The organism is Pseudomonas sp. NPDC088444, from assembly GCF_044900175.1.
Lineage (GTDB): Bacteria > Pseudomonadota > Gammaproteobacteria > Pseudomonadales > Pseudomonadaceae > Aquipseudomonas.
Genome location: NZ_JBJDNK010000009.1, coordinates 325,498 through 340,833, shown reverse-complemented (window position 1 = coordinate 340,833; position 15,336 = coordinate 325,498). Strand labels below are relative to the sequence as shown.

The 15,336-nt window shown below is 59.7% G+C and carries 12 protein-coding genes; 3 read left to right on the top strand and 9 right to left on the bottom strand.

Annotated elements, in window-relative coordinates; genetic code table 11:
- The first annotated feature begins 15 nt into the window (after positions 1–15).
- Positions 16–1,959: a cyclic di-GMP receptor LapD gene (lapD, locus tag ACI2KB_RS19625; protein WP_404636986.1), complete on the top strand. Its 1,944-nt coding sequence runs from the start codon at positions 16–18 to the stop codon at positions 1,957–1,959.
- Between the two features lie 123 nt (positions 1,960–2,082).
- Here lapD and ACI2KB_RS19620 read toward each other — a convergent pair whose 3' ends face one another.
- The 5 genes from ACI2KB_RS19620 to ACI2KB_RS19600 form a co-directional block, all read right to left on the bottom strand.
- Positions 2,083–3,087, bottom strand: coding sequence for an aldo/keto reductase (locus ACI2KB_RS19620; RefSeq protein ID WP_404636984.1), 1,005 nt, complete (start codon positions 3,085–3,087; stop codon positions 2,083–2,085).
- A gap of 195 nt (positions 3,088–3,282) precedes the next feature.
- Positions 3,283–4,467, bottom strand: a complete 1,185-nt coding sequence (locus ACI2KB_RS19615; protein ID WP_404637026.1) for an MFS transporter — start codon at positions 4,465–4,467, stop codon at positions 3,283–3,285.
- A gap of 153 nt (positions 4,468–4,620) precedes the next feature.
- Positions 4,621–5,442, bottom strand: a complete 822-nt coding sequence (locus ACI2KB_RS19610; RefSeq protein WP_404636982.1) for an ABC transporter substrate-binding protein — start codon at positions 5,440–5,442, stop codon at positions 4,621–4,623.
- A gap of 22 nt (positions 5,443–5,464) precedes the next feature.
- The gene (locus tag ACI2KB_RS19605; protein WP_404637024.1) at positions 5,465–6,229 is read right to left on the bottom strand and encodes an amino acid ABC transporter ATP-binding protein; all 765 of its coding nucleotides are present in this window, start codon (positions 6,227–6,229) and stop codon (positions 5,465–5,467) included.
- Positions 6,230–6,263: 34 nt separating this feature from the next.
- Positions 6,264–7,142 (bottom strand): amino acid ABC transporter permease, encoded by an 879-nt coding sequence (locus ACI2KB_RS19600; RefSeq protein WP_404636980.1) that lies wholly within the window; start codon positions 7,140–7,142, stop codon positions 6,264–6,266.
- Between the two features lie 306 nt (positions 7,143–7,448).
- Between ACI2KB_RS19600 and ACI2KB_RS19595 the strand changes: the two genes are divergently transcribed.
- A complete protein-coding gene (locus ACI2KB_RS19595; protein ID WP_404636978.1) occupies positions 7,449–8,414 on the top strand; it encodes a LysR family transcriptional regulator in 966 nt (321 codons plus the stop codon).
- A gap of 108 nt (positions 8,415–8,522) precedes the next feature.
- Here ACI2KB_RS19595 and ACI2KB_RS19590 read toward each other — a convergent pair whose 3' ends face one another.
- The 4 genes from ACI2KB_RS19590 to ACI2KB_RS19575 all read right to left on the bottom strand — a co-directional run bounded on the left by ACI2KB_RS19590 (position 8,523) and on the right by ACI2KB_RS19575 (position 13,610).
- The gene (locus tag ACI2KB_RS19590; protein ID WP_404636976.1) at positions 8,523–10,985 is read right to left on the bottom strand and encodes a TonB-dependent siderophore receptor; all 2,463 of its coding nucleotides are present in this window, start codon (positions 10,983–10,985) and stop codon (positions 8,523–8,525) included.
- Positions 10,986–11,224: 239 nt separating this feature from the next.
- The gene (locus tag ACI2KB_RS19585) at positions 11,225–12,190 is read right to left on the bottom strand and encodes a FecR domain-containing protein (protein WP_404636974.1); all 966 of its coding nucleotides are present in this window, start codon (positions 12,188–12,190) and stop codon (positions 11,225–11,227) included.
- Positions 12,190–12,696: a sigma-70 family RNA polymerase sigma factor gene (locus ACI2KB_RS19580; protein ID WP_404636972.1), complete on the bottom strand. Its 507-nt coding sequence runs from the start codon at positions 12,694–12,696 to the stop codon at positions 12,190–12,192. The genes ACI2KB_RS19585 and ACI2KB_RS19580 overlap by 1 nt, the downstream gene beginning before the upstream one ends.
- A 221-nt stretch (positions 12,697–12,917) precedes the next feature.
- Complete coding sequence (locus tag ACI2KB_RS19575; protein WP_404636970.1) at positions 12,918–13,610, bottom strand: HAD-IA family hydrolase; 693 nt, start codon at positions 13,608–13,610, stop codon at positions 12,918–12,920.
- 216 nt (positions 13,611–13,826) lie between these two features.
- On the opposite strand from ACI2KB_RS19575, the gene ACI2KB_RS19570 reads away from it, so the two are divergent.
- A complete protein-coding gene (locus ACI2KB_RS19570) occupies positions 13,827–15,314 on the top strand; it encodes a YdgA family protein (RefSeq protein WP_404636968.1) in 1,488 nt (495 codons plus the stop codon).
- Positions 15,315–15,336 lie beyond the last annotated feature (22 nt).

Sequence of the window (15,336 nt, the reverse complement as noted above, 5' to 3'; positions counted from 1 at the left end):
AACAAGGATTCGCCCATGACCCTGTTCAAACAGCTGTTGATCGCCATCTGCCTGTTCATGGTCGTCGCCTTTAGCGGTGGCTTCATGGTCAGCCTGGAAAGCTCCCGCGATCAGTACGTCAACCAGTTGCGCTCCCACGCGCAGGACGCGGCCACCGCACTGGCGTTGTCGTTGAAGCCTTCGGTGGATGATCCGACCATGATGGACCTGATGGTCAGCTCGATTTTCGACAGCGGCTATTACGCGCGTATTCGAGTAGTGAACCCGGCCACCGGTAAGGTCATTGTCGAGCGCAATGCCGTACCTGCGGCCACTGCGCCGGACTGGTTCATCAAGCTCATCGCATTGCAGCCTGCGGGGGCCAGCGCGATTGTCAGCCGAGGCTGGCGCCCGGCGGCGCGGGTCGAAGTGGTCAGCCACCCAATGTTCGCCATTGGCAAGCTGTGGCAGGCCGCGTTGGGCAATCTGGGGTGGCTGCTGCTGTGCGGGATTGTCAGCTTTCTGTTGGGGGCGTGGCTGTTGCGACGCCAGCTCAAGCCGCTGGATTACATGGTCGAACAGTCCGAAGCCATTGGCCGTCGCGAATTTTTGAGCGTGCCGCAGTTGCCGGTCACGCCGGAATTGCGCCGGGTCGTGCAGGCCATGAATCAGATGGTCGACAAGCTCAAGGCGCTTTTTCAGGAACAGGCCGAGCGCACGGAAAAACTGCGGATCGAATGCTACGAAGACAGCCTTACCGGTCTCGCCAACCGGCGCTATTTCGACATGCGCCTCAACGAGCACGTCAGCCAAGTGGAAGACGCGCGTTCGGGCTACCTGCTGCTGATGCGAATCAACGATCTGGCCGGGCTGAATGAGCGAATGGGCGGCCAGAAAGCCGATGCATTGCTGGTCTCGGTCAGCGATGTGCTGGTGCGACAGTGCTTCAATCACGCCGAAGCGCGGCATTTGATCAGCCGGATTCGTGGCGGCGAGTTTGCGGTGCTGGCACCGGGACTGGTGAAAGAGGAGGCGCTGCAACTGGCCCATGAGCTGGAAACGGCCCTGAGCAGTTTACGCAGTACCGGTGCCTCGGATGTCAGCCCGGCGGCGTACATAGGTCTGGCGCCATACAGTCCGGGAGATTCGGCGCAGACGTTGCTGGGGCTGGCAGATCAGGCGCTGTCTCAGGCCGAGGCCCAGAGCGAGACGATCTGGCATTGCATCGAGCACAGCGCGGTCGGAAGTCTGGAAGACGACCACCACGCCTGGTACGAACTGCTGGATCAGGCCCTGACCGAGCGGCGTTTTCAACTGTTCTTCCAGCCGGTGATGGACGCCAGCGATGTCAGCCGCGTGTTGCATTTCAAGGTGCTGTCGCGGGTGTTCGACGAGGATTCACAAACGCTTGCGGCGGGACGCTTTCTGCCGTGGATCGAGCGCTTTGGCTGGTCGGCGCGTCATGATCGGGTGATGCTCGAAACAGTCTTCGAGCAGCTACCCCGGCACGATCAGACACTGGCCCTGAACCTCTCTGCCGCCACGCTTTGCGACGCCTTCGCGCTAGGCGAAGCGATGGAGCTGCTCAAACGCCATGCGCATCTGGCCTCAAGGTTGGTGCTGGAAATCAGCGAGGATCAGATGCCGGATCAGCAGGGGCTGGAAGACCTGACGAGGCAACTGAGGGAGATGGGCTACTCGCTTGCGCTGCAACACTTCGGCGGGCGTTTCAGCATGATTGGCAATTTGTCGAGCCTGGGGCTGGCGTACCTGAAAATCGAAGGCAGTTACATCCGCGCCATTGATCGGGAGCGGCACAAACGGTTGTTCATCGAGGCCATACAGCGCGCGGCACACAGTATTGATTTGCCGTTGATTGCTGAACGGGTGGAGACAGAAGGAGAGTTTGTCGTGTTGCGGGAGATGGGGATTCAGGGCGTGCAAGGGCAGTTGTTTGGCGATCCTGCGCCTTGGGAATAGAGCGCGTACTCACTGCTGTGGGAGATTCTATGGTTGGGTACAAACGCTCTGTGTCCGACTTGCTGACGATGTTGACTGACCTATGGTCTTCGCCAGCAAGCCGACTCTCACAAGGTTATTGGGTTAGATATACCGCCCCGTCACAAAATGCTGCACATCGTTGAAGCCAGGCGTCGAGGCGTGGCCCGGTGTCACCAGCGAGTCGATGAAGGCTTCATCTTCCGCCGTAATTTTCACACTTAGGGCTTTGGTGTAGCTGTCCCATTGTTCCTCGGTGCGCGGGCCGACGATGGCCGAGGTCACGGCCTGGTTGTTCAACACCCACGCAATGGCGAACTCCACCAGGCCTATGCCTTTGTCCTTGGTGTACTGCTGCAGCTTCTGCGCGATGTGCAGCGACTCGGTGCGCCATTCCGTTTCCAGAATCCGCTTGTCCTGCCGTCCGGCGCGGGTGCTGGCATCCGGAGTCACGTCCGGCGCGTATTTGCCGCTGAGCACTCCACGTGCCAGTGGGCTGTAAGGCACCACGCCCAAGCCGTAGAACTTGGCGGCGGTGATCTGCTCAAGTTCCGCCTGGCGGTTGACGATGTTGTACAGCGGCTGGCTGATGACCGGTTTGTCGACGCCCAGACGCTGGGCCACGTTGACCACTTCGGCGATACGCCAGCCACGGAAGTTGGACACGCCCCAGTAACGAATCTTGCCCTCGCGAATCAGATCGCCAATGGCCGAGACGGTTACCTCCAGCGGAGTGCTGTGGTCTTCCTTGTGCAGGTAGTGAATGTCGATGTAGTCGGTGTCGAGCCGACGCAGGCTGGATTCGATCTCGTTGAAGATGTGCTTGCGGTTCAGGCCGCTGGTGTTGGGCGCAGTGTTGCCGGAACTGCTGCCGACTTTGGTCGCCAGCACCCATTCGCTGCGACGCTTGGCGATGGCCTCGCCGACGATCTCTTCGGAGCGCCCGGCGTTGTAGACGTTGGCCGTGTCGATGAAATTCACGCCCTCGTCCCAAGCCTTGTCGATGATGCGCAGCGACTCTTCGGTGCCGGTCTGCACGCCGAACATCATCGAACCCAGTGTCAGTGTCGAAACCTTGAGGCCGGATTGGCCAAGAATGCGGTAGTTCATTACTCGATATCCTTTTCGTCAGGGAAGTGGAAATCAGGACAGTCTGGGACAGGCTTGCAAGTGGTCTCGTAAAGGCCTTTCAGACCGACAGCTCTAGGCCGGACATACTCGCCTGTTTGGGGCGAATTTGAAAAGTGACAATTACAGAAGGCGCCCCATTCCTACAGGGGCAAGGCCATTCGCATATGAGTAGGGTCAGAGGGGAACGTCGGCATTCATCAATCGCGCATTTCGCCCCGCCAGAAAGCACAACGTGCCGCCCACCGCCGTCAGGCAGGCCAATACATAGAACATCGTTGGCGCAGGTGAGTTGATCAATAAATAACCACAAATCACCGGGCTCAGGGCGCCACCGAAAGCCGCGAGGTTCTGTGCGCCCAAATAGCTGCCGCGCAGGTGGTCCGGGGCGATGGTGTCAACGAACAGGTATTCGGCGGGGTAGATGATCATCTCGCCTAACGTGAACACGAACATTGCCGCGCACCAGGCCAGGGTCGTTTCGGCACAGCTGAAGCCCAGCAGCCCAAGGGCGAACAAGGCCGTGCCCAGACAAATCCAGTAGGGCAGTTGCTCGCGTTTGAGGAAACGACCGATCTGATACTGCATCAGGATGACCGTGATCGCGTTGCAGGCCAGTACGGCTGAGAGGATTTTCAACGCCTGCTCCGAGGCGTGCGTCACCAGCAGAAATTGCGACAGGTACAGGGTGTAGCGGCCGTGAACGATGGTGCTGAGCAGGCTGCCGCCCGTAAACAGAATCAGCGTGCGATCGTTTTTGAGCGTGGCGAGGGTGTCGAGAAAACTGCGGGGTTGGTTTTTGCCGCGGGTCACCGTTGGCGGGATGCCGATCATCAAAAACAGGCTGCCGAAGGCGATGGCACTGGCGATCAAGAACGGCGCGAGCGGCAGTTGCCCGGCAATTACCACGCCCAGCATGGGGCCTGTGGCATAGCCGATGTTGGTCAGGGTGTAGCGCAACGAAAAGACCTTGGCGCGCTGGCCGATGGGCAGGTTCTCGCTGATGATCGCCTTGGAGCCAATCAGGAACAGCGCCGACGCGGTTTCGGTGAGCACCAGAGTCAGCGTGGTCAGGTAAACGTTCTGGGCGAAGGTCAGCAGGGTGAAGCCGATGGCGCTGGAGAGCATCGCCAGAATCAGCAGCTTGCGCTTTTCCAGTCGGTCGATGATGTAGCCGCCGTAAAGCCCCAGGAGGGTTGCGAGAAACACCGCGATGCCCATCAGCAGCCCGACATCCTGCTGGTTCAGGCCCAGCTTCGTGCTCAGGAACAGCGTGAGTAACGGGCTGGTCATCGCCCGGCTCATGACGATGGTCAGCGAGCAGACCATCAGGCGGCGGATGACGAGGGAGTAGGTGACCACTGTTGTTGTTTTGTCCTTGTTCAAGCCTTGGCGCCGATCTCATGGAGCGCCGTAAACCTGTGTGGGAGCCGGCTTGCTGGCGAATGCTGAGTGTCAGACACTTTCTTTTTGAATGACCCACCGCTTTCGCCAGAAAGCCGGCTCCCAAAGGGATTACTGCCCTTGGTTCATACCAATCCTGGCCACCGCACCCTGCTCCAGCTCCCACTTCTTCAGGATCTTGCCGTAGGTGCCGTCATCGATCATCGCCTGCAACGCGTCCGCGATGGCCTTGGCCAGCTCGGGGTTGGACTTGTTCACGCCAAGGCCTGTGAACTGTTTGGAGATCGCCAAACCGATGGGCTTGTAGGTGTCCTTCTCTTGCGACATCAGGTAAGGAATGGTTTCGCTGCCCTGCATCGCGGCGTCCAGACGACCCTGACGCAGTTGCGCTCGGGCGTCGGCCGAACCTTCGGAACCCGTCACGACGATGGCCGGTTTGCCTGCGGCCTCGCAGTTTTCCTTGCTCCAGGCCGCGATTTCAGCAGGCCAGGTGGTGCGGCGGCTGGTACCGACTTTCTTGCCGCACAGGTCGGTCAGTTGGTTGAGTTCGGCATTTTTGGTCAGCGTGTACAACTGCGGACCGCTGGTGAAGTAGTCAACGAATGTCACGGACTTCTGGCGCTCGGCGGTGTCGGTCATGCCCGACAGGATGATGTCGAAGCGCTTGGTGACCAAACCGCTGACCATCTGCTCGAAGGCCGTTTCCTGCCATTTGATTTTCACGCCCAGCCGCTCGGCCAGTGCGTTGCCCAGATCGACGTCCAGGCCGGTCAAGGTATTGGTGCTGGTGTCCTTGAAGTCCATCGGCGGGTAGTTCGGCACGATGGCCGCCGTGATTTCGCCTTTGTCCTTGATGGCGGCAGGCAGGTCGGCAAAGACCACAGGGGAGGCCATGAGGCCTGCGAGCAATGCGGGGAGGATCAGTTTTTTCATGGTCGTTCTCGTTTGTTCTGGTTTAAGTGCGAACGGCAGAAATGAAGCTTTGGGTTCGTGGGTTTTGTGGACTTATTAGAATGTCTTCGGGGCTGCCGGCCTCCACAATCTGGCCGCCGTCCATGAACACCATGCGGTTGGACACTTCGCGCGCGAAGCCCAGTTCATGGGTCACAACGATCATGGTCATGCCGGTGTGCGCGAGGTCACGCATCACCGACAACACTTCGCCTACCAGCTCCGGGTCGAGGGCAGAAGTGGGCTCGTCGAACAGCATCAGCTTGGGCCGCATCGCCAGCGCGCGGGCGATGGCCACGCGTTGTTGCTGGCCGCCGGACAATTCGACGGGATAGGAGTGGCGCTTGTCTGCCAGACCGACACGGGCCAGCAGCTCGATGGCCTCGTCGTTGGCTTCCTTGGGCGAACGCTTGAGCACCTGAATCGGGCCTTCGATCACGTTCTGCAACGCGGTCATGTGGGGGAACAGGTTGAAGCGCTGAAACACCATGCCGGTGCTCAGCCGCTGGCGAGCGATCTGCACGTCGGTCAGTTCGTGCAGCTTGTTGCCGACGACGCGATAACCCACCAGTTCGCCATCGACCCACAGGCCGCCCTTGTCGATTTTTTCAAGCTGGTTGACGCAGCGCAGCAAGGTGCTCTTGCCCGACCCGGAAGGGCCAATGATGCACAGCACCTCGCCTTGCTCGACTTCGATGCTGACGTCCTTGAGGGCGTGGAACTGGTCGTAGTATTTGTTCAGGCCGACGGCTTTGACGATGCTTCTCATGTGGCTTTTGTTCATATGCAACTCCAGGGCCTGATTACGAACGCTTGCCAGCGCCACGAGCGAAGCGACGCTCCAGACGGCTTTGGCCGAACGACAACACGGTGACCACCGCCAGATACCAGATACCGGCGACGATCAGCAGCTCCATCACGCGCGCGTTGGCGTAGTAGATGTTTTGCGCGTTGTGCAGCAGCTCGGAGTACTGAATCACGCTGGCCAGGCTGGTCATTTTCACCATGCCGATGAATTCGTTGCCCACTGGCGGAATGATCACGCGCATGGCCTGGGGGAGAATCACCCGACGCAGCGCTTGCAGGCGGGGCATGCCGATGGATTTCGCCGCCTCGTACTGGCCGGTGTCCACCGACAGCAAACCTGCGCGCACCACTTCAGCGGTGTACGCACCCTGATTGATGCTCAGCCCCAGAAGTGCTGCCACGAAGGGTGTCATCAGGCTCACGGTGTCGAGTGCGAACACGCCGGGAATGCCGATGACCGGGAAAATCAGCGCCAGGTTGAACCACAGCAGCAGTTGCAGAATCAGCGGCGTGCCGCGAAACAGCCAGGTGTACGTGATCGCCACATAGCGCAGGATCGGGTTGGCCGACATGCGCATGATCGCCGTGATCACGCCGATCAACACCCCCAGCACCATCGCCAGAATCGACATGATGATGGTGTTGAGCAGGCCCCACAAAATGGCTTCGGAGGTCAGGAACTGACCGATATAGCCCCATTCGATCTGGCCGTTGGCGAAGGCGCGAACCAGGCCTGCCAACGCGACGACGATCAATGTGGCGAAGAAAATCCGCCCGTAATAGCGGCGCGGGACGTGTTCGTACTGAGTGATGTCGAACTCGTTTTCGGCCTTCTTGCGTTCGGCTTGCAGACGCTCTGCCGGGTTCTGGTTCATGGTGTTTCTCCGAAGCGTGTTCAGGCCGTGGTGTTCGATTTCAGCGGGTGATCGTCAGGCCGGTCGGTGTGTGTTCGGGCACGCATTCGAGGCGGGTGTAATCGCTGAGAGTGAGGGCAGTAAAGCGTTCAAGGTCCTGATCGAAGTGTCAGGTTTTATGGTCTGAATTCAGTAACCGGGTCACTGATCAGGGCGTCGTGCAGATGGTTGCCAATCGCCATTTTCTGTGTTCATTATTATCAATCGGGCACGTTTTTGTTGTGGGTCAAAGCCTGTTGAATCTAACGGGCGAGGTAAATAAGCATTATGGAAACTCCACTTTCCACTTCTGGAAACGTGCCGCCCAAACCGGGGATTCGCCCACCCTTGTCGCTCAGCGGAATGGACTTCAAACTGCTGCGCGTCTTCCAGGCCGTTGTCGAAGCCGGAGGGTTCAGTGCGGCGCAAAACGAGCTGAACGTGGGCCTCGCGGCGATCAGCAAGCAGATTTCCGACCTCGAAATTCGCATCGGCATGCGCCTGTGTACGCGAGGGCGAGAAGGTTTTCATCTGACCGAAGAAGGCAAACTTGTCTATCAGGCGTCCATCGAATTATTCGCCTCGGTGGACACTTTTCGTGACCGCATTAGTTCAGCGCAAAATGAATTGATTGGTGATCTGAGTATTGGCGTTATCGACAACACGATGTCCGATAAACGTTCGCCGTTAATTGCATCCCTCAGAACAATGCATGATGAAGCGCCCAAAGTCAGATTGCGCCTGCATGCCTCGCAACTTGACGAGATAGAGCGGGGCGTGGTCGAAGGGCGATTGAGCGTCGGGATCGTGCCGGTGTACCAGCGTCGTGAAGAATTCGATTACTTCGAGTTGTACGAAGAGCCGTCACACGCCTATTGCGCGGCGGGGCATCCCTTGTTCGATGTGGATGATCAGGCTCTGGACATCGACAGCCTGCGTCACTACCAAGTGATCAACCATCGCTACGCGATTCACCGCGACAAGGCCAGTTTCGTCAATTACGACAGCCAGTCGGCGTCAGCCTCACAGGTCGAGGCGGTGGCGATTCTGATCCTCACGGGGCGTTTCATTGGCTTTTTGCCCGAGCACTACGCCCGCCATCTGGTGCACGATGGCCAGCTCCGCGCCTTGCGCCCGGACGTGATTCGCCTGAGCACACCGTTCAATCTCATCCTGCGCCAAAACGCCCCGCGCAGCCCGCTGGTCAAAGCGTTCGCGCAGGCGCTGGGGGTGGATTTGAAACGGGTGGTTTGATTGTTGCGCACTCAGGCAATGGCGGCGAAGGTCAGTCCGGCCGCATGCACCACCTGACCCGCAGAACCCGTCACTATCAGTAGGAAATCACGACGTAGCTTGTAGCGTCTAAAAATCCACCGTCGCCGACACCTTCAACGTTCTCGGCTCACCTTGCGTCAGGTAGTTGTTCGCGGTTGACGCCGAAGCCCAATACGCCTTGTTGGCGACATTTTCGACGTTGGCGCGCAGGGTGATGTACTTGTCGTCGGCTTTGAAACCATAGCGGGCGCCGAGGTCGACGCGGGTCCAGGCCGGAATGCTCAAGGTGTTTTCGGCGTTGATGTACTCGCCACCGGTTCGCAGTATCCGGCCGCTCAGTGCCGCGCCTTCCAGGCCCGGGATGTCCCATTGGGTGCTCAGGTTGTACTGGAAGCGCGGCACGCCCGCGGCGCGGTTGCCGTCGGTAAGGCCGTTGGACGTTTTGCTCAGTTCGGTGTGCATGAACGTCGCACCGGCTAGCAGGCGCAGACCGTCGAGGGGCTCACCGAAGATGTTCATTTCCAGGCCCTTGTTGACCTGTTCGCCGTCGACATTGAAGGTGCCCAGCCGGTTGCCCGGCAGGAGAGTCGTGGCGCTGTTGGGCTGTTCGATGCGATAGACGCCGAAGGTCGCGCCATAGTCGTCCCAGTCCAGTTTCACACCTGCCTCGGTTTGCTTGCTTCGGCGGGGCGGGAACACTTCGTTGGGGTTGGTGACGTTGGTCGCAGGTGCGGTCGGCCCCTGCGCCAGCCCTTCGATCCGGTTGGCATAGAAGGAGACGTGATCCCATGGCTTGAGCACCAGACCGTATACGGGCGTCGTGATCGACTCATCGTAGTTGGCGCTTCGTGCCCCGGAGGCGGTGTTCCAGGCATCGACCTCAAGGCTTTGGCGACGTACGCCCACGGTCAGCAGAACGCGATCATCGACAAAGCCCAGTGTGTCGGAAACCGCCGCGCTCTTGATCCGGTTCTTGCCCACGATGCGCGGATCATGAATGTCCGAACCGAAATAGGTGACGCTCGGACGCGGAATCTGCACCGGGTTGTACAAATTGTTGGGCTGGCGATTGGCAACCAGAATCGCCTCGTAAGCGGAACGTTGTTCCCCCCACATGCCTGACAAACCGAAGTTCATCTGGTGCGTCACGGGGCCGGTGTCGAAGTGGCCGTTCAGCCCGGCGACAGCGCTCTTGTTGTCCTCATCGTGAGGCGAGTAGAGGAAGCCGGTCTTCGCCGTGCCGCTTTTGTCACTCACGTAGAGTGACGAGTATTCGCCGTTTTCGCGGGTGTGCTTGGCGCCGCCGCCGACATAGGCAGTCCAGTGGTCATTGAGGTCATACTCGGCGTTGACCATGCCGTAGGTGTCCTCCAACTGCGACCAGCTCCAGTCCTGCGAGTAATTGTCCTTGGCGGACGGCGGGTGGGGCACCACGCTGCCGTTCGGGTACACCACTGCTCGGCCCTGGTTGATACGCTCTTTCTGATAGCCGAAATCCGTCGAGATCCGCAGGCGGTCGCCGTGATAGTCGAGAGCCACGGCGATCAGTTGCGAGCGCTTGGTCTCGTCGTCGATGGCCGTTTCACCACCGTGCTGTGCCAGGTTGATGCGCGCGCCGAAGCGATTGTCTTCACCGAATCGCTGGCCCAGATCCAGATGCCCGCCCACGGTGGTGTCGCTGGCGTAATCCAGTGTCATGCTGCGAGTCGGGGTGTCGTCAGCGCGTTTGGGCACGATGTTGACGCTGCCGCCAATCCCGCTGCCCTGAGGCGATACGCCGTTGATAAACGCGTTCGGGCCTTTGAACAGGTCAACACGCTCTACCGCTTCGGTGGTGATGATCTGCCGTGGCAGCAAGCCGTACAGCCCGTTGAAAGCAATGTCGTCGGTCTGCAATGGCAGTCCGCGAATGGTGAATACCTGCGAGAAGTTGCCAAACCCCGCCGACTGGCGCACTGAGGCATCGTTCAACAGGACGTCACCCAGTGTTCGGGCTTGCTGATCGGCGATGGTCTTCGAGGTGTAGCTGACCACGCTGAACGGCACGTCTTTGATGTCCCGGTTGCCCAGCACGCCGAGGCGCGCGGACCGAGCTACCTGGCCACCGGCATAAGTGTCGGACTGAGCACTCATGTCCCCGTTGACGGTGGTGGCGCTCAGCTCCATGGCGTCGCCGACTTTGACGTCGGGCGCGACGGTGTAGCCGTTCTCGCCGGTGCTCAACAACGAATAGCCGCTGCCCTGTAACAGATGAGCGAAGCCCGATTGCACGGTGTAGCTGCCTTGCAGGCCGTCGCTGTGATGATCGTTCAGGAGTTTCGAGTCGAAGGACAGCGGCACGCCGGAAATGGCCGCGAACTGAGCCAGGACATCACCCAACGGGCCGGGTGCGATTGCGTAGCTGCGAGCCGCGCTGCTTTGTACAGGATCAGCGGCCAGCGCACTGGGAACAGGCGCCAGACCGGTCAGAGCGATGGCCAGACTCAGGGCTTTGAGCGGGAAGCGAGTGGGACTCATTCTTGGAACGTGCTGAAGCGGCCTGAACGTCATTCGGCAATCCTGTCGAAGCATTGAAAAGTGAGGGGGTTCTCTCCCTCACCGAACGACAGGGAAAAAGGTATCAGCGATTGTTGAAATCTTTTCTTGCTCAGCATCGCCCCTGTAGCAGCACGGCTTGGGCCTGCGGGAGCGAATTCATTCGCGATGAGGCCATGACGGACGACAGATATGTATTGCCTGTTACATCGCATCGCGAACGAATTCGCTCCCACAGGGATTAGCGTTGGAGCTTAGCCGCGAGGCTCCACCGCCACCCAATAGCGGGTCAGGCTGCTGACGCTGATCGGCAGCGTGTTCTGCAACAGGCGCAGGCTGGCGTCGGTATCGCGCAGCGAAAAAGCACCGGAGACGGTCAAATTCGCGACTGCATCGTGGCAGCGCAGAACACCCTGACGATAGCGCCCCAGTTCCTGCAACAGATCGGCCAGTCGCATGTTTTTTGCCACCATCATGCCGTTCTCCCACGTCAGGCTCGCCTGATCCAGTGGCAGCACTGGCGCAGTGCCTTCCGATCCGAACGCGCTTTGCTCGCCGGCGTTGACGATGACGACCGTGCTTGAATGCGTCGGCCGCATTTCCACGGCGCCTTCGACCACCGCCAGGCGACTGGCCCGCTCTTCAACGCGTACGCTGAATCGCGTCCCCAATGCGCGCGCGGTGCCGTGGCGCGTCTGGACGATAAAGGGCCTGTACGTGGATGACGCATCGTGGCCGGTTGTGATCAGCACTTCGCCCTTGAGCAGATTGATCCGCCGCTCATCGGCGCTGAAAGCGATGTTCAGCGAACTGTCGGTGTTGATCAGCAATCGAGTACCGTCTGCCAGTGTCAGGTTCTTCTGCTCACCAACGACGGTGTGCTGATCGGCCATCCATTCCTGCCACGGCAGTTTGTGCTGCGCCATCCAGATGGCCGGGCCTGCGAGCAGGAACAGCCCGATGCGATTGAGCGCCTGACGCCGCCCGATGGATTTGTTGCGTCCAATGCGTTTGATCGTGTCGCTGGCGATCGAACCCGGGATCGAACGGAAGTCGCCCATGATCGCCTCGGCGCGTTGCCAGGCTTGCGCGTGCTGGGCGCTGCGTGCGCGCCAAAGCTGGATCGCGCGATGATCGTCATCCGTTGCCGCGCCGGACTGCAATTGCACCAGCCAGTCGGCAGCTTCGCCGAGGATCTCCGGGTCGATGGCGTGATTCATCAGGCAACACTCAGACAGGCGAGGAAGGCGTCACGCATGTAGCGTTTGACGGTGATCAGCGACACCTTGAGTTCGGTGGCGATTTGCGGGTACGTCATGCCGTCGAGCTGTGACATCAGAAAGGCCTGACGGGTCTTTTCCGGCATCGCTGACAGCATTGCGTCGATGCGGTGCAGCGCTTCAAGAATCAGCCAGCGGGTTTCCGGTGAGGGGACTTCCGGTTCGGGCAAATGGGCAATGGTTTCCAGGTAAGCGCGCTCGACGTCCTGTCGGCGCCAGCGATCAATCACCAGGCCTTTGGCAATGTGGGTCAGCAGCGCACGCGGCTCGGCGCCCAGACTGGCGGTGTTCTGGCGGGTCAGTAGACGAATGAACGTGTCATGCGCGAGGTCGGCAGCATCGCTGGTGTTGCCCAGCTTGCGATCCAGCCAACGGTGCAGCCAGCCGTGGTGTTCGCTGTAGAGATTCTGGACGTGCAAGTTGAGCGATCGATCGACTGACGACATAGAGACCACTGGAAACGGTCCCGGCGTCCGTGCCGGATGTAATTAAGAATTGATCGCATTCTATAGTTGAGTCCTGAGCGATGGCAATTTCATTGCACAGCGTGGGAGACGAGTGGTCTTGGCTGTAGGAGTGAGCTTGCTCGCGATAACGTAGCGCCAGACGAGCACACCCCATCAAGCAGATCGCGGTCGCGAGCAAGCTCGCTCCTACAGAGGCGGGTTCAGCGCCCGTACCCCGGCAAACCCCAATCCTGCAGAGGGAACTCAGCCAAGGACCCCAATATCAGGTCGGCATGGGCGTACTGCGAAACCGGCATGTGCGAATCCGGCACGGCCACCGCGTACATGCCAGCGGTTTTGGCAGCCGTCACGCCAAATGGCGAGTCTTCGAACACCAGGCAGTCTTTGGGATCGACCCCGAGCAGGCGTGCGGCGGTCAGAAAAATATCCGGCGCAGGCTTGGCAGCCTTCACATCCTGATGATCCGCCGTGACCACATGCCTGAACAGTTCGAACCATGAACGGTGATTGCCCGTTTTCACCTGGAAGTAATGCAGCGACGAGCTGGTGCCCACGGCAATAGGGATGTTATGAGCGGCCAAGTGACGAACCAGCGCCTCGGCGCCCTGCATGGGCTGGGCATGGGGGAAGCGCTCATCGAGCATGGGCTGGCGCACGGTGAGGAATTCCTCGGCGGACATCGGCAGTCCCAGTGCGCCAATCACGTATTCGGCGAAATCCTGCGAGCCGCGGCCTATCGAGTGCTGTTTGATGGCCCAGTCGAAGGTCTTGCCGTGCCAGGTGGCGATGGTATTGGTGACTTCGGTGTAGATGCCTTCGGTGTCCAGCAGCAGGCCGTCCATGTCGAAAATCACCGCCTTGATCGGCCCCTTTGCCTTTTGCGCGTCGCTCATTTCATCGATCCCGTTTGCAGGTTGTCGCCCAGCCTAACCTCTGCGCAAAGTTCGTGGCTAGGGCCTGGCGGCTGCAAAATAGCCGCATCAGGTGCTACTCTCGCCGGGCCTCGGACAGCGCTGGACGCTGTTCAATACGAGTATCCCGACGCCGACACCTCTCGGGTCAGGGACGACAACACCTCTCTTCAAGAACGGACATCTTCGAGTCGACACATGAAAAAATCAGTCAACATTGCCGTAGGCGTCGTCATCGTCGCGGGCGCTCTTGTCATTGCTGGCGCCTGGTACACGGGGACCCGTCTGGAAGGCGTGCTCGGTGATGCGGTTGAGCAGGGCAATCAGCAAATTCAGGCGGCGCTGGTCGGCCATGAAGGCAGCGCCAGCGTCCAGTTGCTGTCGCTGGATCGCCATTTCTTCACCAGCACCGCGCACTACAAATTCACGTTCCAGGAGCCGAAGCTCAACGAGGGGCAGCCGGTCGAGTTGCTGTTCGAAGACAAGATCGAACACGGCCCTTTCCCGTGGAGCCGCGTGAAGACGCTCAATCTTGTGCCGGTCATGGCCGCCAGCAACATGGCGCTGGAGAAGAATGTTTTCTCCGAGAAGTGGTTTGAAATGACCAACGGCCAGTCGCCCCTGACCGGCCAGTTCAGCATGGGCTATGACCGTGCGGCGCAGGGCCGTGTCGAACTCCTGCCATTCCAGTTCGACAGTGAGGGCGGCTCGATCAAGTTCTCAGGCTTCACGCTGAACGCGTCAGGTACCGCCAATGGCGAAAAACTGGAAGCCAATGGCGTGCTGGGCGATCTCGATGTGACGGCTACCTCCGAGGAAGGGCCGGTTCACTTGCTGCTCAAGGACGTGACATTCAACACCGGCGGCACCAAGGGCAAGTCGGGCTTCTATCTGGGTCACAGCGACGCCAAGGCTGCTTCGGTCACCTTCCAGGCGGCCAATCAGCCAGCGGTGGTGCTCAAGGATTTCGTCAACACCAGTCTGTTGCAGGAAGTCGAAGGCAACCTGGCTGCACAAGTGACCTACGACATCGCCAACATCAGCTTCGGCGGCAAAGACATCGGCTCGTCGCAGATGCTGTGGAAATTCGCCAACTTTGACATCGCCTCGACCAAGAACCTGTTGCAGTTTTATCAGGACAAAATCCAGCCACAGGCGCAAGCCGCTGCCGCGACCGGCCAACACTACACCCCTCACCTGAGCCCGGCCGATCAGGCGTTCGTTCAGGCCGAGGTCGGCAAGTTGCTGGCGGCCAAGCCACACGTCGAGCTGGAAAAACTGTCGCTGAAAACCACCCATGGCGAGAGCCGCTTCAACCTGTCGATGGATTTGGGTAACCCTACGTCCCTCGATCAGCCCGGTAGCGAACTGCTCAAGCAACTGTTGACCAATCTGGATGCGAAGTTGGTGCTGTCCAAGCCTATGATCAAGGACCTCGCGACGCTACAGGCGCAATCGGCGGGTATCACTGACCCGGCGGCCATCGCACAGAACGCGCAGGGTGCGGCGGACTCCGTGGGCGGCATGGCGATCATGTTCCAGTTGGGCAAGGTCGAAGGCGACAACATCGTCTCGAACCTGCATTACGCCAACGATGTGGTGGACTTCAACGGCGAGAAGATGAGCGCTCAGCAATTTGCCGCCGCCATGATGGGCAAATTCGTGATGCTCACGCGCGGTCAGTGATCACCCGCGCCTGTCTGCTCAA